Origin of the sequence: Wolbachia endosymbiont (group A) of Volucella bombylans (assembly GCF_964026965.1) — a bacterium.
In the GTDB taxonomy this organism is placed as follows: domain Bacteria; phylum Pseudomonadota; class Alphaproteobacteria; order Rickettsiales; family Anaplasmataceae; genus Wolbachia; species Wolbachia pipientis.
Genome location: NZ_OZ034717.1, coordinates 1,040,781 through 1,060,280, shown reverse-complemented (window position 1 = coordinate 1,060,280; position 19,500 = coordinate 1,040,781). Strand labels below are relative to the sequence as shown.

The window sequence follows — 19,500 nt, the reverse complement described above, 5'->3', positions numbered from 1 at the left end:
ATTAGATAATTCTATTGCTGTGGAAAGTTTACCACTTCCCGAAAGGTATCCGTTCAGCGGAGTGGCAGAATAAGGTAGACAAGGTGATCTAAAAAGATAATCATAGAGCAAAAGTGAAATAATATGGTAAACCTTTTAGAACTTTGCAAAAATTTACAGCAAAAAATAGAAAGGTTAGAAGCAAAAATAGAAAGATTGGAAAAAGAGAATGAAAGTTTAAAAGCAGAAAATAAGGCTTTAAAGATAGAAAATGCTGAGTTAAGAGAAAGACTCGGTTTAAGCTCAAAAAATTCATCAATACCAAGTTCCAAAGAGTTGTATAAAATAAAAAAGAATAAGCCGAAAAGCGAAAGGAATATTGGCGGTCAGGTTGGTCATAAAGGAAGTTTTCGCGCCAACATGGATGCAGATAAAGTAGTAAAGATAGAGTTGCCTAATACTTGCGAATGCGGAGGAGAAATTGCAATATGTGAAAAACCATATATTCATCAGAAAGTTGATCTTCCAGAAATCAAGCCTTATGTAGTGGAATATCAGTTAGAACATGGCCGTTGTCGGAGATGCGGAAAGAGAAGAAGTAGCAAGTTACCGGAAGGTGTTACGCCAGATACATTTGGTCCAAGGGTTAAGTCAATAATTGCAGCGTTCAGCGGATTCTACAAAAATTCAAAACGCGAAATAGCGAGTGTCGTAAATGATATCTTCAATTTGAACATAAGCGTCGGTAGCATATCAAATAGTGAACATAGAGTTGCTTCAAAATGCAAAAAAATGTATGAGCAGATCGAACAAGAGATAAGTAGGAGTAAAGTTCTACATATTGATGAAACGAGCCATTATAACAAAGGTAAACTCGCTTGGTGTTGGATGTTTGCAAGCAATACGGCAAGTTTTGTAAAATTTACAGAGTCAAGAGGAATGAAAGTTTTACAAAATAGTAAATTCTGCAATCGCAATAGCTTGGTAATAACTGACAGGTATGCAGCATACAATTATTTTGCCGATAAAAACAGGCAAATCTGTTGGGCACATTTATCAAGAGATTTTGAAAGATTAGCACATAGTTGGAATATTGAAGTTAAAGTTCTGGGTTGTTACTTGAGAAACGTGGCCACTGAATTATTTGCACTAAAAAAAGCTTTACTAAAAAGTGAGATAGATGTTTTGAGGTTTGTCAGACGTGCCAGAAAATTAAGAAAACGTACAAAGTATTACTTGAAGGAGATATCTCGTTTACCTGAAGCAATTGGAGCCTCTCGAGTTGCAAAAAATGTTCTGAGATCTGAAAGAATGATGTGGAAATTTTTAGATGACCCAGAAAATATTCCGCTGACAAATAACCACGCTGAACGGCAAATTCGGCATTATGTCGTTTATCGCAAAAACTCATATTTTACACAATCAAAGCGGGGAAATACATTCCTTGAGCGGATAATTTCATTATACTTAACTTGGAAACAAAGGGGTCTCAATCCTTTCCAAAATCTCCTATCTATTGTTTCTTAAACCACTCTCCTGAACGGATACCCCGAAAGACCAGAGAGATATATGAAAAATCCTGCTGGCTGTTTCTTTGTGTTAATATTTACCATATTATTTTCAATCTTGAAACTTACATTTATAATAACATAAAAATGAAGCTTTAAAACATATGAAATATTATATAGAAAATTATTTTTGTAGTTAAGATATTATGTAATTTAAAAACATAAATTCTGTATATAAACTCTATAATAACGATAACTATTTTTAAGCAAGCTACAACACAAAAGTGTTTGGTATTCAGAAAGCAAGACAGAGTGGCATAGACTTATTAGTTTACTACAAGTCTCTTTTCGCGTATAAACCTTCAGAAGATTCTAACAGAGGATTGTGTTGTTAACAAAGAGCAGAGTAAAAAGGGATCTAGTCTATGCCTATCAGATTTTGTCCTACCTTAAGTTCGATGATCATACATATACTCACCTTTCAGTGCGTTCTGAAGATCAAAAGTCGTTTTATATTTATCCGTTTGGTATGCGTTTTGATGAAGTAGATGAACGTTCGTTAATGAAAGTATCATTTGATGGAGATGTAATTGAAGGCAAAGAATATCAATATAATAGAACTGGCTATATAATTCATGGTTTTATTTATCAAGCAAGGAAAGATATTCAAGCAATTTTTCACTTGCATACACCTTCTATTGTAGCGGTTTCTTCTCTCAAAGATGGGCTGCTTCCTATAAGTCAATGGGCACTGCACTTTTACAATAAAATCTCTTACCATAATTATAATTCCCTAGCACTTAGCGATACAGAAGGAAAGAGGTTAATAGCTGATCTGAAAGAAAATTTTGTCATGTTAATGCGTAATCATGGATCTATAACGTGTGGTCGGACTATACAAGAAGCAATGTTTTACACGTATCATTTAGAACAAGCGTGCAAAACTCAATGTTTAACGTTAGCAATGAATAAGGAGTTATCAATTCCAAGTGAAGAAATTTGCTCAAAAGCTGTAAAGGATCTCCTATCTTTTGAAAGCAATCTTGGTGAGAGGGATTGGCACGCATGGGTTAGACTAATTAAAAGTAAGTTGTAAGAGACTTTCGCACTACTATCTGTCATCCAAGTAGTGACCTTACCCAGAAAAAGTAGAGAGAAAGTTAAGACGTTTTTGGAGTAAAATAAAACGTTTTTTCAAAATATGACAAATAGAAGAGAATATACAGCAGAATTCAAATTAGAAGCTGTTAAGCTGGTTAAAGAAACAGGTCAAGCAAGTACAAAAATAGCAAAAGATCTAGGTATAGATGGCAGTATGTTAAGTAAGAAAATATGATGGAAAAATGTCTGGAGCATACGCATTTCCAGGCAAAGGCTCCTTATGACAAAGAAAGATTTGATCTAAAAAAAGAGCTAATAAGAGAAAGAGACATCTTAAAAAAAGCCCTGGGCAAAGAAAAAGAGTAAAGTATTCTTTTATATAGAAATTGCTATAAAACACAGGAACTATGTAGGGTTTTGTACTGGTGGTATGGGTTGCTAAGGAAAAAAGCAGTAAAGAATTAGCAAAAGAAGGGCTTCTAGCAGATATTCAAAAAATACATCAAGCATTCTAAATGCAGATATGGAGCCCCTAAAATTCACGCTGAATTAAAAGCTTTAGGCAAAAATTAAAACAGTACAAAGTGTTATGCAAGAAAATGGCATTAAAACCAAGCTTAGACGAAGGTTCAAAAATAAAAAACAGCAAATAAGCAACCGAGTTGTGGCTCCGAACACATTGGATCAAAATTTTACTACTGATCAGCCAAATAAAGTTTGGGATTACCTACATAAAAACTAAAGAAGGTTGTTGGCGGCAATAATTGACCTATATTCACGCATGGTGGTTAATGAGTAACATGATAATTAGTTATAGATTCTTTATTGATGGCCGTTGATAAACGCAAACCCGATAAAAATCTGCTGTTACATAGCGATCAAGGGTCACAGTATACCTCTCAAAATTACCAATTTCTATTGAATACAAAAAACATCATTTCCAGCATGAGCCATAAGGGCTGTTGTTACGATAACTCTGTTGCAGAAAAGTTCACTTAAAAGGGAGCTGCTTATTGATACTTCTCGCTCAACAAACCAGAACTGCCATATTTGAATACATAGAAATCTTTTATAACAAATAACGTAGACATTCTACTATTAACTATTGCATTCCTGCACAATTTATTCTCATGATAAAAGCGTCTTAACTTTCTCTCTGCTTTTTCTGGGTAAGGTCACCTCTTTAGGTGCTCCTTTTTTCTTTCTTATACACACAAAAATCATATAGAATTGTAAATACAGCTTTTTTATTCTGATGCTTTTCAATTCTATAGCTCTGGTTGTCTCTCTATTACTATTTTTCTACATTATCGTAAAAAAACTGAGCGAAAAGAAAGCAAACCTTGAGGGTAATTTATGTAAATTAGAGCAAGAACTTCAAGAAACAAAGCAAACTTTGCTTACGAAGAATGAAGAAATAGTTGATTTAAGGGTCAAAAGAGCAGAACTTGAAGTAACTCTGCAAAAAGAACGTGAGGAAAAGAAAAAGGAAATAGAATTACTAACAAAAGCAGAGGAGAGATTAACAAACACTTTTAAAGCGCTCTCTCTTGATGCTTTGCAAACAAATAACAATAATTTTCTGAACTTAGCAAAGGAAGTAATCGATAGTAAATTAAAAGAAACGGAAAGCGATTTCAAAAAAAGACAAGCAACGATCAACGAAGTTGTAACTCCAATAAAAGAAAAATTAGAAAAATTCGATAATGAAATACGTGAGCTAGAAAAGGAGAGGGTAGGGGCCTATGAAGGTTTAAAGGAGCAAATTGGAGCGCTGATGAACCAAACTTCCAACCTTGCTAATGCCCTGAGGAAACCTCACATTAGGGGCAAATGGGGTGAAATGCAACTCAAAAGAGTGGTAGAAATGGCAGGAATGATTGAGTATTGCGATTTTTTTACTCAGCCGTCAGTGATTGATAAAAACGAGGATAATTTATTGCGTCCTGATTTAATAATCAAAATGCCATCTGGAAAGCAAATAATAATAGATGCTAAAGTGCCGCTTGATTCTTACATGGATGCTATATCACAAAATGATTTGCAAATACAAAAGGAGAAATTAAAGAACCATTCCCTGGCAATAAAAAAACACATAAATGACTTGGGTAAAAAAGAGTATTGGAATCAATTTGAAAATACGCCAGAACTTGTGGTGCTTTTCTTAACAGGGGAGGGGGTTTTTAGCGCAGCACTGGAATATGAGCCTGCTTTGATAGAGATTGGAGTGGAAAAAAAAGTGATCATTGCAACACCGATCACTCTAATTGCGTTGCTGAGAGCAATAGCGTATGGATGGAAGCAAGAGATGATAGCTGAAAACGCAAAGAAAATCAGTGAACTAGGTCATATTTTATATGAGCGCATTTGCACAATGGGTGAAAACTTTGATAATTTGCGCAGGAGCTTAAAAAGTGCTGTTGATCATTATAATAAAACTGCTGGCTCTCTTGAAGCAAGGGTGTTTCCTGCTGCTCGAGAATTCAATAAGCTTGGTATACATGCAAAAAATAAAAGTTTAAGTGCTGCAAAGGAATTAGAGTCTTTACCACGCAGTTTACATACTGAGGAGCTGAAAGTAGATTAGGCATCTTAACAGGGAATGTTCAAAAAAGTGTGTCAAACCAAAAAAAAAGTAATAAATTGATATAAAAAAAATGGAGGTTTGACAATGAGTCAGAAAGTAGTAAACAGAACTACCGGTTTGGTAGATTACAAAGAACTGGAAGCAAATATACTGTCATCAATAAGGGAAGGCAGACCATTAACAGGAAGGGATGGAGCATTTACACCATTTATAAAAAAGCTGCTGGAGGCAAGTTTGGAAGGTGAAATAGAAAATCACTTATTAGCTGAAAGTGAAGAGAGGGTTTGGTTGGAAGAAGTGGAGTAGCGAATGGATATACAAAACGCTGGGTCTATATTCAGACTACAGAATAAGGTATTACAAACCGAAAGCATCACCAGCACAATATGTTATAAACTTTGGTAAAGAATCTGCTAGGAAAGCGTAGTGCGGATGCTGCGTTTGACGAGGCGGGAGCTGGAAACGTTAACATGGGAATTTGGATTGAGGCCTATTGTGAAAACAATGGATCAGCCACCAAACCCTAAAGTAGGCGCGCCAGTTCTTGACCCTACATATTTTTTTGAAGGTTAAATCCAGCTTAGGGTCGAGAAACTTAGATAAAGCCATAGCCAAAGTGCTTAAAAATATTAATAATTATACACACAATTATTCAACCATATTTTTGAAGATAGCTATGCCGCCGCGGTATCTCTTAGCCGCTAACAAGTAGCGGGATGACGATTGTTGGTAAATCTAAGTCAGTTTAGCTATAGGCAGCAATTTTCTGTATTTATTTTAAATTGAAGAAAGCTCAAATGAAAGATCGTGTTTTGCTAAAAATCACAGAATGCAGTCTAACAGTGAACGGTTACGCTTTTGATCAAAAATGTTGTATAGTACACAATCAATTTTTCTGGATCCAAGTAGTCAAGGCACTGCCTTTGTGTTTGAGGCAAAATCGGCTATAACACTTAACATACTGCCTTTGCAAACAAATGTTCGTACAGTTATGTGTCAGCTACTTGCATGACGCCATTGCCTGAACGGGTACCAATGATTACCTATCAATCTCACCAAAAACTATATCGAGTGAGCCAATAATTGCTGCAACGTCAGCAAGCATGTGTCCTTTTGCCATAAAGTCTAAGGCTTGTAAATGCGCAAAGCCAGGTGCTCTTATTCGGCACCTATAAGGTCTATTGGTACCATCTGAAACTATATACACTCCAAACTCACCTTTTGGTGCCTCAACAACTGCGTAAGCCTCACCTTCTGGTACGTGATATCCTTCTGAATAGAGCTTAAAATGGTGAATCAGAGCTTCCATAGATTTTTTCATCTCTGCTCTTGACGGTGGAGAAATTTTTCTATCTTCAGTTTTTATTTGCCCTTCAGGCATTTTCTCTATGCACTGCTTCACCAAACTGATAGATTGCCTAATCTCTGCCATTCTAACTAGATAACGGTCATAACAGTCGCCATTTTGGCCGATCGGTATATCAAAATCTAGTTGATCATATATCTCATATGGCTGGCTTTTTCGCAAATCCCAAGCAAGCCCAGCAGCGCGCAACATTGGGCCACTAAAGCCCCAATCAAGTGCCTGTTTAATTGATATTGCACTAATTCCTACAGTGCGTTGCTTCCATATCCTATTTTCTGTTAAAAGTTCATCAACATCGTCTATATATTTTGGAAATTGCTCTATAAACTTTGCAATATCCTCAATCAAATCTTCTGGAACATCTGCTGCAATTCCACCTGGCCTGATGTAAGCTGCGTGAAACCTTGCACCTGAAGCTCTTTCGTAAAATTCCAGTATTTTTTCTCTTTCTTCAAAGAGCCATAAAAGAGGGGTCATTGCTCCAACATCAAGTGCTTGAGAAGAAACGTTCAGTAAATGATTTAGTATTCTCGTCAGTTCACAAAACAAGACACGTAAATACTTTGCCCTAATTGGCACTTCACATTGCAACAATTTCTCCACACAAAGTGAATATGCATGCTCTTGTGACATTGGTGATACGTAATCAAGGCGATCAAAATAAGGCAAAGCTTGAAGATACGTTTTATGTTCTATTAATTTTTCAGTACCGCGGTGCAAAAGCCCAATATGGGGATCTGCCCTCTCGATCACTTCACCATCCATCTCTAAAACAAGACGCAACACTCCATGTGCAGCTGGGTGCTGAGGTCCAAAATTTAACATCATTGTCTTTAGATCGGGCATGTCCAGTAGTTTAAGATATTAAAATTGTATAGGCTAAAGTGCGCTCAAAGTCAATAAACTTCTTGCATAGGCTACAACTATCATTCAATAGAAACAAAAACTTTTACAATGGCTAATAAGTGTTGGTAAAACCAAGTCACTTTAGCTATAGAATGACAAAAAAGGTTTGCATTAGCCAAATTTTTAGTTGAAGTAGCATAAGAGGTTAAAGGAAAAGCTTTGTGTTAATGGATTCATTTCAGGTATAGTATAGATAATACCACAATACTTATAAAATGGATCATGTTGTTAATGCGTATAATAGACTTGACACTCCTATAGTCAGGGGAGAAGGGGCATATCTTTTTGATAAAGATGGTAAAAAATATTTAGATTTTGCTGCAGGTATTTCTACAACTTCTTTAGGGCATTGTCATCCATACATTACAGATAAGCTGAAAGAGCAATCGAGCTCATTATGGCACTGCTCTAACATTTTCACTATTCCCGAGCAAGAAAGGCTTGCCGAGCGTTTAACAACCCTTACTTTTGCAGATAAAGTTTTTTTCTGCTCAAGTGGGCTTGAAGCAACAGAAGCTGCAATTAAGTTTATTCGTCGTTACTTTTATTCAAAAGGGCAAGCAAAACGTAATCGTATTATTACAATTGAAGGAGGCTTTCATGGCCGCAGTATTGCTGCAATTTCTGCTGGAGGCAATGAAAAATCACGCGAAGGTTTTGCTCCGCTCCTTTCTGGTTTTGATAAAGTGCCAAGAAATGACATTAAAGCATTAGAAGAAAAAATCAACAATGAAATAGCTGCTGTATTTTTAGAGCCCATACAAAGCGAAGGTGGAGTATATCCACTAGACGTAGAATATCTTCAAAAAGTAAGGGAAATAACAAAAGCTCAAGGAATAATTTTGTGCTTTGATGAAGTGCAGTGCGGATATGGACGCATCGGTTCTTTATTTCATTATCAAAATGTCGGCATTGAACCTGATATGCTAACCTGTGCAAAAGCTATGGGTAACGGTTTTCCTTTAGCTGCATGTTTAGTGAAAGATTATATAGCAGAAGCAATCACTCCAGGAACTCATGGATCAACCTATGGTGGCAATCCACTTGCCATGACTGTTGGTAATGCAGTGCTCGATATAATGCTAAAAGAAGGCTTTTTTGATCATGTTAAAAAAATTAGTAAAGATTTAAAAGAAAAGCTGTTGCTTTTAGCTAAAGAATTTCCTGAGATGATTTTAGAAGTTCGTGGAGAAGGGTTACTAATGGGAATAGAACTAGCAACTCCTGTAGCTGATAAAATTATTAGTCGATCTCTTGATAAAGGTTTAATAATAACTAGGGTTTTAAACAACAAAGTAGTAAGGGTAACCCCACCACTTATCATTGAGGATGAGCATGTGAACGCAGCGTGTAATATGCTTTATGATTTGTTTTTTAAGATTAAAGGTATATAAAATTCGGCAATATAAATTCAGGCTTGCAAATGCCTCTCATAACATGTAAAATTAATTTTATTTTTTATCACAATAACATCGTACTTTAATGGATTGGTTATTGGTCTTAGTATCATCAGCAATTTTTGTTTTGTTAGTTTTATCGTTTTTGTTCTCAGGAGCAGAAATAGGCTTAACCTCAATTAGCCGTTCTCAAGTTAATAAGCTAAAGCTAGACGGTAACAAAAAAGCCAGGGTAATAGATCGCTTATTAAATAGGAAAGAATTGACAATAGGAACGGTATTGCTCGGCAATACAATTATTAATATTACTTGCTCTGCTTTATTTACAGCAATATTTATCAATCTTTTTGGAAATGAGGGCATTCTCCTATCAACAATTATAATGACATTTTGTATTTTATTGTTCTGCGAAGTTCTACCAAAAACTTATGCTATTCAAAATCCTGAAAAATTTGCATCATTTTCTGCTTATTTTGTATTGTTTTTTGTAAAGATTTTTTCTCCATTGACACTAGGTATTCAATTTATTGTTAACCTCATCCTAAAATTATGTGGGCTGCATAAAGATAAGGAAGTGATATCTGCAGCGGATGCAATGCGTAATATGATTACTCTTCACCGCAGTGAAGGAACTATGTTGCAACAGGATTTAGATATGCTAAGCAGCATACTTGATTTGGCTGAGACAGAGATATCACAAATTATGACCCATAGAAGAAACCTATTTTCTCTTGATATAGATCGGAATAAAGAAGAGTTAATAAGAGAGATTTTAACCAGCAGTCACAGTAGAGTACCTTTATGGCAGAAGGAACCAGATAACATTGTAGGTGTAATTCACGTGAAAGCTCTAATAAATGCTTTGCGTGAAAAGAATAATAAAGCGGAAGAAGTTGACATTACCCAAGTTATGTCAAGGCCTTGGTTCATACCAGAAAGTACACCGCTCAGCGTGCAACTTCACAACTTCCGTAAGAACAGGAAACACCTTGCATTTGTTATTGATGAGTATGGAGCACTGCAGGGAATTGTAACTCTTGAGGATATACTGGAAGAAATAGTTGGAGAAATTTCGGATGAACATGATTTGATTACGGAGAATTTTATAAAGAAAATATCTGATAATATGTATCACATAGAAGGAAAATCTACTATTAGGGACATTAACAGGCAGTTATACTGGAATCTCCCTGATGAAGAAGCTACAACTCTAGCAGGTATGATTGTAAATGAAATAGAGCGCATTCCTGACGAAGGCGAGGAGTTTTCCATGTATGGGTTTCGCTTTAAGATTTTAAAAAAAGATAAAAATATTATTACTGTTGTTGAAGTGCAAGTAAAAACTGGTAATACTAGTAGCAGCAATTAATTAGTGGAGTTTCATGGAAGATACAGTAAAAATAACGGCTGAAGAGTTAAAGGGTTACATAGAGAGAATCGAAAAACTTGAACAAGAAAAGAGGGATGTGCAAGATCACATTCGTGATGTATATGCAAAAGCCGCAGATGAAGGTTGGGATATAAAAGTGATGAAACAAATTATTAGGCTGAGGAAGATGGATGATGATGACAGAGAGGAACAAGAAATATTGCTTGATACCTATAAACGTGCATTGGGAATGAGCTACGAAGAAGAGTTAAGTGAATAGCAGAATTGTAATTGGAATAAGTGGAGCATCTGGTTCTATTTACGGTGTGCGTATTTTAGAAGCGTTGAAAGACGTCGATTATGAAACTCATTTAGTGATAAGTCGTGCTGGGAAAATAACTTTAGCTCACGAGATTAAAGAAAAACTTGAAGATATTACATCACTTGCAGATTTTTACTATTCTGAAGAAAAGATTGGAGAAAAAATAGCAAGCGGCTCATTTAAAACCTCAGGGATGATTGTAGCACCATGCTCTATGAAGACAATGTCTGAAATCGCATCAGGTGTTACTTCCAATCTATTGACAAGGGCTGCAGATGTAACGCTAAAAGAAAGAAGAAAGTTAGTTCTTATGGTGCGAGAGTCACCACTGCATCTTGGGCATTTACAAAATATGTTAAAATTAACGGAGATGGGAGCAATTATTGCTCCACCAGTGCCTGCTTTTTATATTAAACCGAAATCGTTGGATGATATTATTAATCATTCTGTTGGCAAAGTATTGGATTTATTTGATATCAAATTACCCGACTTTAAGGAGTGGCAAGGAAGTGACAATTATTATTGATGGTAAAAAAATAGCAAACGACCTATGTGAGAGGCTATCACAAAAAATTGATATTTTAAAGAGAGAGTATAACATTTTTCCTTGCCTGAAAGTAATTCTCGTGGGCAGCAATCCAGCAAGTCAGGTTTATGTTCGCAACAAACAGAAAAAAGCAGAATCAATAGGCATAAGTTCTGAGACCATTGTTTTGCCTGATAATATTTCAGAAGATGAATTAATTGAAAAAATCAATGAATTAAATGAAGATCCATCTGTGCATGGCATTTTAGTGCAATTGCCTTTACCAAATCATATTAGTGCAAGCAGAGTAATTAACACAGTAAGTGTTGAAAAAGATGTAGATGGCTTTCATGATGAAAACGTTGGCAAATTAGTTAAAGGTGAAAAAAACTGCCTTATACCTTGCACTCCTAAAGGTTCTTTGCATTTAATTAAGTCAATTGAAGAGAACCTTTCCGGTAAAAACGCAGTGGTAATTGGTAGGTCAAATATCGTGGGCAAGCCAATGTTTTACCTGCTATTGCAAGAAAACTGCACTGTCACCATCTTGCATTCACAAAGCAAGGATTTAGCTGAATATTGCTCTAAAGCGGATATAGTAGTTGCAGCAGTCGGAAAGCCAAATTTTGTTCAAGCAGACTGGATAAAGAAAGGTGCAATAGTGATCGATGTTGGCATAAATAGCGTTAACGTAGGAAAGCTTGTAGGTGATGTTGACTTTGAAGGAATAAAAGGGAAAGCCAAAGCTATGACCCCAGTACCCGGGGGCGTTGGCCCAATGACCATTGCATTTCTAATGATGAACACTGTTATTGCTGCTTGCTTGCAAAAGGGAGTTGATGCTTCTGATTTCATTAGTTGAGGTATGAAGAGGAAAGCTATATGAAGATAGAATGTACCATATCACAATTAATAAAAAATTGAGATTTTTGAAATTCCTCAGTAGTCAAATTTATTAAATATTTAGGATCATCATCTATTCTTTTTTCTCTACAAGTATAGCTAAAGTGGCTTAGGTTTACCTACAATTTGAAAAACAACAAATTCGTCATTCCGCTACTCGTTAGCGGAATCTATGCTGAGATACCGTGGCGGTATGACGTAGGGAAACCTTTCTTGGGTTAGCTATAGTTAGTGGAATTGCAAAGTTTCTAGGCATAAAAAGCTTTGAACCTAATATATGAGCCAAACTTGATTTTCCAACCGTAGATACACCTGTAATAAAAATAATAGTCTTCATTTTGTGAATTTACTTGCTATATGAACTATCGGAGAAATTTTTTTATAGTTTATAGTATCTGACCTTACCCAGAAAAAGTGGAGAGAAAGTGTGGAATGTTTTTTACAAAAAGAATGATGCATCAAATTGTTCTGGAATGCAATAGTTAATAGTGACGTTGTTTGTTATAAAAAATTTCTATGTATTCAAATATTGCAGTTCTAGTTTGTTGAGCAGAGTGTTGTGAAGTATCAATAAGTATTTCTCTTTTCAATGAGCTAAAGAAGCTTTCTGCAACAGAATTGTCGTAACAACAGCCTTTATTACTCATCTATATTCTTTACAGCTAAGAGATATTGATACCCTTGCGCAGTATATTGTGAACCTTGGTCACTGTGCAGCAGTAGATTTTTAACAGGTTTACGCCTATTAATGGCCATTAATAAAGAGTTCATAACCAATTGTTTATTTATTGCACTACTCATTAACTACCATACGTGAGAATTATTGCTGCCAAATATAGCCATCCCTCCTTGGTTTTGATGTAAGTAATCCCATACTTTATTTGGTTGATCAACAATAAAGTTTTGATCTAGTATATTGGGAGCTACAGCTCTATTATCTGTTTGTTGTTTTTTAATTTTAAACTTTCTTCTCAGTATAGCCCTGATGTCATTTTTCTGCATAATACTTTGCACCGTTTTCAAATTGCAACTTTTACCCAAAGCCTTCAATTCAGCATGAATTTTAGGAGCTCCATATCTACATTTAGAAACTTGATATATTTTTTGAATAGCTTCGAGTAGCTCTTTATTTGCTGATTCTCTACTGCTTATTTTTCTTGTGGTCCACTTATAGTAGCCACTAGCAGAAAATCCTACATAATTCCTGTACTTTATAGCAGTTACTATGCTCTTTTATAAAAAAATATTTTACTCTTTTTGACTGGCCAGGGCTTTTTTTTAAATGTCTCTTTCCCTTGTTACTCTTGCTAACTCTCTTTGTAAATCAAACCTCTCTTTGTCGTAAGGAGCCATGTTACCTCTACCTGGAAATGCATCTGCTGCCGACTTTTTTTCGTTGTGTTTCTTTATCCATTTTCCTAATAAACCACCCTTTATTCCTAAATCCTTTGCTGTTTTTGTAATTGTTTGACCTACCTTTCTTTGTTCATTTGCCAGCTTAACAGCTTCCAATTTGAATTCTGCCGTATATTCTCTTACCATTTCTAATCCTCCAAAATTTTATTTTACCCAAAAAAACTCTTTTCTTTCTCTCCACTTTTTCTGGGTAAGGTCAATATACCAGTGCCGAAAATAGTTGACAAAGATTGTGTATACTTATTACAATTATTTGGGTACCAGAAGTTTTTACGGCAACAAAGTATGCACTAACTATAAGTAAGGAAGACTTTAAGCAGGCAATAAAAAAAATGAAGGAACGTTTAAAAGAGATTAAAGGAGAGAAGAAAAAGGTAAAAGGGAATACGGCAGAAAATGAATCTTATTACAAATAGCATAAAGGGCTTTTATTCTAGTGTTAAATCGGACCTAGATTGGCAAGCCAAACGTAGTCTTATTAGGACATTAGTAAAAGAAGTCAACATTGATCTTGATAAAGTAGATGTAGTATTTAAGATCAAAGAACTTGAAAACCCCGCCCAGAATGGACAAAATCAAAAGATGGTACATTGTCTAAGGGGTCTGGGCACTGGGATGACATCTTTTTTCTTGGTACAAATTACTCTTATGTCTCAATATTTGTACAGTTGTGTTATCGGCCGTTTGATGTTTACAACGCAGGAAGTTCATACGGTTGTAAGTCAAGCGGTAGGATGACAAGATTTTGCAAGGGTATTTTTTTTATAGGAGATTAATATGGAAATTTTTCTTGATAGCGTTGATTTAAATGAAATTAAAGAACTAAAGGAGTTCATTGACGGCATAACAACTAATCCTTCTTTAATAGCAAAGTCCGGGCGTAAAGATAAATACGAGGATTTAGTGCGTGAAATATGCTCTATTATAAAAGGGCCTGTTAGTGTTGAAGTTGTTGCAGATAGCCATGAAGAGATGATCACAGAAGGTCTGAATTTAGCAAAAATTGCTGATAATGTTGTGATCAAATTACCTCTTACACATGAAGGATTAATTTCTTGTAAAAAGTTATGGACAGAGCATAAAATACCTGTTAACATCACATTATGTTTTTCTCCTGGACAAGCACTGCTTGCCGCTAAGGTCGGTGCTTGTTTTATTTCCCCCTTTATTGGTCGCCTTGATGATATAAGCTATGATGGCTTATCGCTAATAGAAGATATATGTACTATATATTCTAATTACGGTTTTGATACTAAAGTTCTTGTTGCATCAGTGAGAAGCCCAGCGCATGTAATAGAAGCTGCAAGGCTTGGTGCTGATTCAATTACTGTGCCAGCAAAAGTACTTAGACAATTAATTAATCACCCACTTACTGACCAAGGACTAGCAATATTTGAAAAAGACTGGGGTGTAAAATAATAAACGGTTACAAATGAACATAAAAATTGGCGTATCCGTTCAGGCAATGGCGTCAACTTAAGAGCCTTCATTAGCAAACTCTCCTAAAGACATGATGGCGTTTGCTACCTTATTGCGGCTGCCCTGGTCGAATTTTAACTTTATAGCTAACCCAAGAAAGGTTTCCCTACATCATACCGCCGAGGCGCTAACGAGTAGCGGAATGACGAATTTGTTGTTTTTCAAATTGTAGGTAAACCTCAAGCTATAGAAAAAAAGAAGAACCAGTTTCTTAGTTTTTCATTGACATAATCCACTCCATATGCCATAATGAAATTTTATATCTTGGAGAAGGAAATGACATTAAGGTTAACACTACAAGAAGTCAACAGTAGTCCAGATCTGAGTAAGGAAAATTTAATTGATAGAATTAAAGATAAGCTGCAGCAGGAAAATCAACTTACATATGATGAGTGGAAAAAAAACGAATTTGATATAAATTACACGTTTATAGTGCTCAAGTGCAATTTATTACTTATAGCAGCTGAAAATGGCTATGAAAAAGTAGTAAGATACTTAACAAAAAACGGAGCTAATGTTAATGTACAAGATGAATGGGAAAAAACCTCCTTACATTATTCTGCTCAGCATGGGCATGCACAAGTAGTAGAAGTTTTGCTAGAAGAAGGAGCAGACGTTAATGCACAAGATAAAGACGGAAGAACTCCTTTATATTATGCTGTTTATTACACTCATGGTGAACATCCAAGACTAAATTATCAACATCCAAAAGTAGCGAAACTTCTGCTAAATTATGGTGCAGATCCATCATTTATTCATAGACCTGAAGCTATAACAGCAGGAATTACTGTAGGTATATTAGCTGCCATTGTTGCTCCATTAGCACTCATTTATGCTACTGCATTACCTGCACTAGCAATAGTTGGAATTACTGTGGCATCTGCACTGATCGTTGGTGGAATTTCCTATGGGGTTGCATATAAGTCATCAGAGCATTCATTAAACAGTAAGCTAAGTGAGGTTAGCTGCAGTAATGTTGATGGAAATAAACAAGTATCCGTTCAGGAGAGTGGTTTAAGAAACAATAGATAGGAGATTTTGGAAAGGATTGAGACCCCTTTGTTTCCAAGTTAAGTATAATGAAATTATCCGCTCAAGGAATGTATTTCCCCGCTTTGATTGTGTAAAATATGAGTTTTTGCGATAAACGACATAATGCCGAATTTGCCGTTCAGCGTGGTTATTTGTCAGCGGAATATTTTCTGGGTCATCTAAAAATTTCCACATCATTCTTTCAGATCTCAGAACATTTTTTGCAACTCGAGAGGCTCCAATTGCTTCAGGTAAACGAGATATCTCCTTCAAGTAATACTTTGTACGTTTTCTTAATTTTCTGGCACGTCTGACAAACCTCAAAACATCTATCTCACTTTTTAGTAAAGCTTTTTTTAGTGCAAATAATTCAGTGGCCACGTTTCTCAAGTAACAACCCAGAACTTTAACTTCAATATTCCAACTATGTGCTAATCTTTCAAAATCTCTTGATAAATGTGCCCAACAGATTTGCCTGTTTTTATCGGCAAAATAATTGTATGCTGCATACCTGTCAGTTATTACCAAGCTATTGCGATTGCAGAATTTACTATTTTGTAAAACTTTCATTCCTCTTGACTCTGTAAATTTTACAAAACTTGCCGTATTGCTTGCAAACATCCAACACCAAGCGAGTTTACCTTTGTTATAATGGCTCGTTTCATCAATATGTAGAACTTTACTCCTACTTATCTCTTGTTCGATCTGCTCATACATTTTTTTGCATTTTGAAGCAACTCTATGTTCACTATTTGATATGCTACCGACGCTTATGTTCAAATTGAAGATATCATTTACGACACTCGCTATTTCGCGTTTTGAATTTTTGTAGAATCCGCTGAACGCTGCAATTATTGACTTAACCCTTGGACCAAATGTATCTGGCGTAACACCTTCCGGTAACTTGCTACTTCTTCTCTTTCCGCATCTCCGACAACGGCCATGTTCTAACTGATATTCCACTACATAAGGCTTGATTTCTGGAAGATCAACTTTCTGATGAATATATGGTTTTTCACATATTGCAATTTCTCCTCCGCATTCGCAAGTATTAGGCAACTCTATCTTTACTACTTTATCTGCATCCATGTTGGCGCGAAAACTTCCTTTATGACCAACCTGACCGCCAATATTCCTTTCGCTTTTCGGCTTATTCTTTTTTATTTTATACAACTCTTTGGAACTTGGTATTGATGAATTTTTTGAGCTTAAACCGAGTCTTTCTCTTAACTCAGCATTTTCTATCTTTAAAGCCTTATTTTCTGCTTTTAAACTTTCATTCTCTTTTTCCAATCTTTCTATTTTTGCTTCTAACCTTTCTATTTTTTGCTGTAAATTTTTGCAAAGTTCTAAAAGGTTTACCATATTATTTCACTTTTGCTCTATGATTATCTTTTTAGATCACCTTGTCTACCTTATTCTGCCACTCCGCTGAACGGATACAACTATGGAGTTTTTCTCACTCTTCTTTGCATCCAAGAACCGTATAACGTCATCCCAGTGTCAAGCACTGGGATGACACCATTTGTTGTAAACTCACTTTTACTCTATGGTTATACTACCTTGCTGCTATCCTGAACGGATACAGTGGGCTTATTAAATTATAGAATTACTTTAGCTATAGAATAAAGTCTAGTGTTACTTCACGCCAAATGTGGTGGTGCTGAGTAGGCAAGCCGGTTAATGGGCTACATTTATATACTGCACGCATTGCGTTATCTGCTATCGACCTGAAAAGTGGATTATTTCGATAGGAATCACTGTCTGCTACATCCGCCATAATTATCTCGCCTTGACTGGATAACAATAAGTTAATTTTTATATTAAAATTTTCTTTGTAAGCTATGCTTTCAGGAATGCTCCAGCATTTTGTGAGCTTGTCTCTTATAGAGTTAATAATTTCTGTTACAACTAATTCATCCTTTTTGCTCTCAACGCTTTTTTCGTTTCCTATTTCATTTTTTGCCCCTCTAACATCCCTTCTTAGTTTTTTCTCTACACTTTTTTTTCTTTTTGGAATTGGAATGAATTCTTTACCCTCGTTAATAATGACTTCTTCTTGCATTTCGATAATTTGCCTCGGTTGTGCTACAACAGTGTGCTCAACCAATTCTTTTTTCCTTTGTGGTATAGGAACAACTGACGTATCATTCGTTTGGGCTTTTGTTGAAGGTAACGAAAAAAGCAGAAAACAACATAAAGACAAAAAAAGAATATAATTAGAATAGAAAAAACGCATATGTTAAGCAGCTTGTTTTACTGGTTTAAAGCTAATATTGCACATAAAGTCAATATATTTTAGTTGATGGACAACTTTGAAGTCAATAAGGAATCCCTTCAAAGTTGCAGGCAAGCGAAAGATTGTCTTCTCGACAGACAAAGAATTGTATAATGGATTAAAAGGGACCGTATGACAAAAATTATAGGAAAAGAATATACAGAACTTTTAGAGCAGTTGAAAGATCGTATTGCAACAAACCGTTATAAGGCAGCACTTGCAGTAAATAGTAAGCTTATTTTGCTTTACCACCATATTGGTACAGAGATCCTAAAACGCCAAAAAGAACATACCTGGGGAGCTAAGGTAATTGATCAATTAAGTAAGGATTTGAGAAGTACATTTCCAGAAATGAAAGGCTTTAGCACGAGAAATCTGAAGTATATGCGTAAGTTTGCCGAAGAATATCCTGATGTTGAATTTGTGCAGGAGCCTCTTGCACAATTAACTTGGTATCACAATATCACTCTTTTGGAAAAAATAGAAAGTCATGAAATAAGATTATTTTATGTAAAAAAAGCTATTGAACATGGCTGGTCACGTAACATTATGGTGATGCAGATAGAACTTGGACTACATAAACGTCAAGGAAAAGCAATAACTAATTTTAAAGAAAAATTACCATCTCCACAATCCGATCTAGCACATTACACATTAAAAGATCCGTATATTTTTGATTTTTTAAGTATAGGTAAGGATGCTCATGAAAGAGAAGTAGAAAAAGGACTCGTAGGGCATATGGAAAAATTTCTGTTAGAACTCGGTGAAGGATTTGCATTTGTTGGTAGACAATTTCATTTAGATGTTGGTAATAAAGACTTTTATATTGATTTATTATTCTATCATTTAAAGTTACGTTGCTTCGTAGTGATTGAACTAAAAGATAAGGATTTTAAGCCGGAATATGCTGGTAAAATGAATTTTTATCTTTCTGCAGTTGATGATTTACTGAAGCACTCGACAGATCAACCTTCTATAGGGTTAATCTTATGTAAATCTAAAGACGATGTACTTGCTAAATATACACTCAAAGACATAAATAAACCAATAGGATTAGCGGAATATCGAATAACTGAAAATCTACCAGAGAACATAAAAACAGCTTTACCGACGATAGAAGAATTAGAAGCTGAATTATCCAAAATTTCAGATAAGGAAAAGTAATGGTTACTAAAATCATTCAAACAATTATTTAGCAAACCAAAAACCAAAAGCTCAGCATGGAGGCTCAGGAAGAAGGGTGGCAGCCAATACCTTACTCTCTCATAGCCTTGAAACTTTGGAAGCAGACAGTAACGGAGTAAGTGATTTTTATGGATTACAAGCTCTAG

24 protein-coding genes and 1 pseudogene are annotated in these 19,500 nt (G+C 35.5%); 18 read left to right on the top strand and 7 right to left on the bottom strand.

Going from position 1 to position 19,500, the window contains the following annotated elements; all coding sequences use genetic code 11:
* Window positions 1-123 precede the first annotated feature (123 nt).
* The 8 genes and pseudogenes from AAGD51_RS05325 to AAGD51_RS05295 all read left to right on the top strand — a co-directional run bounded on the left by AAGD51_RS05325 (window position 124) and on the right by AAGD51_RS05295 (window position 6,187).
* Window positions 124-1,506 carry an IS66-like element ISWen3 family transposase gene (locus AAGD51_RS05325; protein WP_007548562.1) on the top strand — a complete coding sequence of 461 codons (1,383 nt, stop codon included), beginning with the start codon at window positions 124-126 and terminating at the stop codon, window positions 1,504-1,506.
* A gap of 366 nt (window positions 1,507-1,872) precedes the next feature.
* Window positions 1,873-2,583, top strand: coding sequence for a class II aldolase/adducin family protein (locus AAGD51_RS05320; protein WP_077188560.1), 711 nt, complete (start codon window positions 1,873-1,875; stop codon window positions 2,581-2,583).
* A 105-nt stretch (window positions 2,584-2,688) separates the two neighbouring features.
* Window positions 2,689-2,823 carry an IS3 family transposase gene (locus AAGD51_RS05315; RefSeq protein ID WP_007548354.1) on the top strand — a complete coding sequence of 45 codons (135 nt, stop codon included), beginning with the start codon at window positions 2,689-2,691 and terminating at the stop codon, window positions 2,821-2,823.
* A complete protein-coding gene (locus AAGD51_RS05310) occupies window positions 2,820-2,954 on the top strand; it encodes a hypothetical protein (RefSeq protein WP_007548509.1) in 135 nt (44 codons plus the stop codon). The genes AAGD51_RS05315 and AAGD51_RS05310 overlap by 4 nt, the downstream gene beginning before the upstream one ends.
* 462 nt (window positions 2,955-3,416) lie before the next feature.
* Entirely contained in the window at window positions 3,417-3,587 is a 171-nt protein-coding gene (locus AAGD51_RS07300) for a DDE-type integrase/transposase/recombinase (RefSeq protein ID WP_080717647.1), read from the top strand.
* A gap of 256 nt (window positions 3,588-3,843) precedes the next feature.
* Window positions 3,844-5,175, top strand: coding sequence for a DNA recombination protein RmuC (rmuC, locus tag AAGD51_RS05305; protein WP_077188164.1), 1,332 nt, complete (start codon window positions 3,844-3,846; stop codon window positions 5,173-5,175).
* A gap of 84 nt (window positions 5,176-5,259) precedes the next feature.
* Window positions 5,260-5,454, top strand: a pseudogene (locus tag AAGD51_RS05300) (IS256 family transposase); the annotation flags it as partial.
* 589 nt (window positions 5,455-6,043) lie between these two features.
* Window positions 6,044-6,187, top strand: a complete 144-nt coding sequence (locus tag AAGD51_RS05295) for a hypothetical protein (RefSeq protein WP_153296793.1) — start codon at window positions 6,044-6,046, stop codon at window positions 6,185-6,187.
* A 27-nt stretch (window positions 6,188-6,214) separates the two neighbouring features.
* Here AAGD51_RS05295 and AAGD51_RS05290 read toward each other — a convergent pair whose 3' ends face one another.
* Window positions 6,215-7,387 (bottom strand): NADH-quinone oxidoreductase subunit D, encoded by a 1,173-nt coding sequence (locus AAGD51_RS05290; RefSeq protein WP_077188163.1) that lies wholly within the window; start codon window positions 7,385-7,387, stop codon window positions 6,215-6,217.
* 275 nt (window positions 7,388-7,662) lie between these two features.
* Between AAGD51_RS05290 and AAGD51_RS05285 the strand changes: the two genes are divergently transcribed.
* From AAGD51_RS05285 to folD, 5 genes are all read left to right on the top strand, one after another.
* The gene (locus AAGD51_RS05285; protein WP_038249924.1) at window positions 7,663-8,841 is read left to right on the top strand and encodes an aspartate aminotransferase family protein; all 1,179 of its coding nucleotides are present in this window, start codon (window positions 7,663-7,665) and stop codon (window positions 8,839-8,841) included.
* 88 nt (window positions 8,842-8,929) lie between these two features.
* Window positions 8,930-10,213 (top strand): HlyC/CorC family transporter, encoded by a 1,284-nt coding sequence (locus tag AAGD51_RS05280; protein WP_236515104.1) that lies wholly within the window; start codon window positions 8,930-8,932, stop codon window positions 10,211-10,213.
* A gap of 13 nt (window positions 10,214-10,226) precedes the next feature.
* Entirely contained in the window at window positions 10,227-10,493 is a 267-nt protein-coding gene (locus AAGD51_RS05275) for a DUF2312 domain-containing protein (protein ID WP_010082293.1), read from the top strand.
* Window positions 10,486-11,061: a UbiX family flavin prenyltransferase gene (locus AAGD51_RS05270; protein WP_006280027.1), complete on the top strand. Its 576-nt coding sequence runs from the start codon at window positions 10,486-10,488 to the stop codon at window positions 11,059-11,061. Before AAGD51_RS05275 ends, AAGD51_RS05270 begins: the two co-directional genes overlap by 8 nt.
* A complete protein-coding gene (gene folD, locus AAGD51_RS05265; protein ID WP_155968464.1) occupies window positions 11,045-11,923 on the top strand; it encodes a bifunctional methylenetetrahydrofolate dehydrogenase/methenyltetrahydrofolate cyclohydrolase FolD in 879 nt (292 codons plus the stop codon). Before AAGD51_RS05270 ends, folD begins: the two co-directional genes overlap by 17 nt.
* Before the next feature lie 523 nt (window positions 11,924-12,446).
* Here the strand turns inward: folD and AAGD51_RS05260 are convergent.
* The 4 genes from AAGD51_RS05260 to AAGD51_RS05250 form a co-directional block, all read right to left on the bottom strand.
* Window positions 12,447-12,611 (bottom strand): IS3 family transposase, encoded by a 165-nt coding sequence (locus tag AAGD51_RS05260; RefSeq protein WP_010082072.1) that lies wholly within the window; start codon window positions 12,609-12,611, stop codon window positions 12,447-12,449.
* Window positions 12,604-12,720 carry a hypothetical protein gene (locus AAGD51_RS07295; protein ID WP_406722028.1) on the bottom strand — a complete coding sequence of 39 codons (117 nt, stop codon included), beginning with the start codon at window positions 12,718-12,720 and terminating at the stop codon, window positions 12,604-12,606. Before AAGD51_RS07295 ends, AAGD51_RS05260 begins: the two co-directional genes overlap by 8 nt.
* A 48-nt stretch (window positions 12,721-12,768) precedes the next feature.
* Window positions 12,769-13,065, bottom strand: coding sequence for an IS3 family transposase (locus AAGD51_RS05255; protein WP_094189604.1), 297 nt, complete (start codon window positions 13,063-13,065; stop codon window positions 12,769-12,771).
* Between the two features lie 177 nt (window positions 13,066-13,242).
* Window positions 13,243-13,506 carry a transposase gene (locus AAGD51_RS05250; RefSeq protein ID WP_341810385.1) on the bottom strand — a complete coding sequence of 88 codons (264 nt, stop codon included), beginning with the start codon at window positions 13,504-13,506 and terminating at the stop codon, window positions 13,243-13,245.
* 104 nt (window positions 13,507-13,610) lie between these two features.
* Here AAGD51_RS05250 and AAGD51_RS05245 point away from each other — a divergent pair, with 104 nt between their 5' ends.
* The 4 genes from AAGD51_RS05245 (at window position 13,611) to AAGD51_RS05230 (ending at window position 15,891) form a co-directional block, all read left to right on the top strand.
* Window positions 13,611-13,796: a hypothetical protein gene (locus tag AAGD51_RS05245; protein WP_182319079.1), complete on the top strand. Its 186-nt coding sequence runs from the start codon at window positions 13,611-13,613 to the stop codon at window positions 13,794-13,796.
* Window positions 13,777-14,118: a hypothetical protein gene (locus AAGD51_RS05240; protein WP_065095098.1), complete on the top strand. Its 342-nt coding sequence runs from the start codon at window positions 13,777-13,779 to the stop codon at window positions 14,116-14,118. The genes AAGD51_RS05245 and AAGD51_RS05240 overlap by 20 nt, the downstream gene beginning before the upstream one ends.
* A 39-nt stretch (window positions 14,119-14,157) precedes the next feature.
* Complete coding sequence (fsa, locus tag AAGD51_RS05235; protein WP_236515101.1) at window positions 14,158-14,799, top strand: fructose-6-phosphate aldolase; 642 nt, start codon at window positions 14,158-14,160, stop codon at window positions 14,797-14,799.
* A gap of 336 nt (window positions 14,800-15,135) precedes the next feature.
* A complete protein-coding gene (locus AAGD51_RS05230; RefSeq protein ID WP_341810393.1) occupies window positions 15,136-15,891 on the top strand; it encodes an ankyrin repeat domain-containing protein in 756 nt (251 codons plus the stop codon).
* Here the strand turns inward: AAGD51_RS05230 and AAGD51_RS05225 are convergent.
* Together AAGD51_RS05225 and AAGD51_RS05220 are read right to left on the bottom strand one after the other, a co-directional pair.
* Entirely contained in the window at window positions 15,874-17,256 is a 1,383-nt protein-coding gene (locus AAGD51_RS05225; protein WP_007548562.1) for an IS66-like element ISWen3 family transposase, read from the bottom strand. The two genes, AAGD51_RS05230 and AAGD51_RS05225, sit on opposite strands and share 18 nt — an antisense overlap.
* Window positions 17,257-17,509: 253 nt before the next feature.
* Window positions 17,510-18,130 carry a hypothetical protein gene (locus AAGD51_RS05220; protein ID WP_006279909.1) on the bottom strand — a complete coding sequence of 207 codons (621 nt, stop codon included), beginning with the start codon at window positions 18,128-18,130 and terminating at the stop codon, window positions 17,510-17,512.
* Window positions 18,131-18,301: 171 nt separating this feature from the next.
* On the opposite strand from AAGD51_RS05220, the gene AAGD51_RS05215 reads away from it, so the two are divergent.
* On the top strand, window positions 18,302-19,333 hold the full coding sequence (locus AAGD51_RS05215) for a YhcG family protein (RefSeq protein ID WP_077188564.1): 1,032 nt from the start codon (window positions 18,302-18,304) through the stop codon (window positions 19,331-19,333).
* Window positions 19,334-19,500 lie beyond the last annotated feature (167 nt).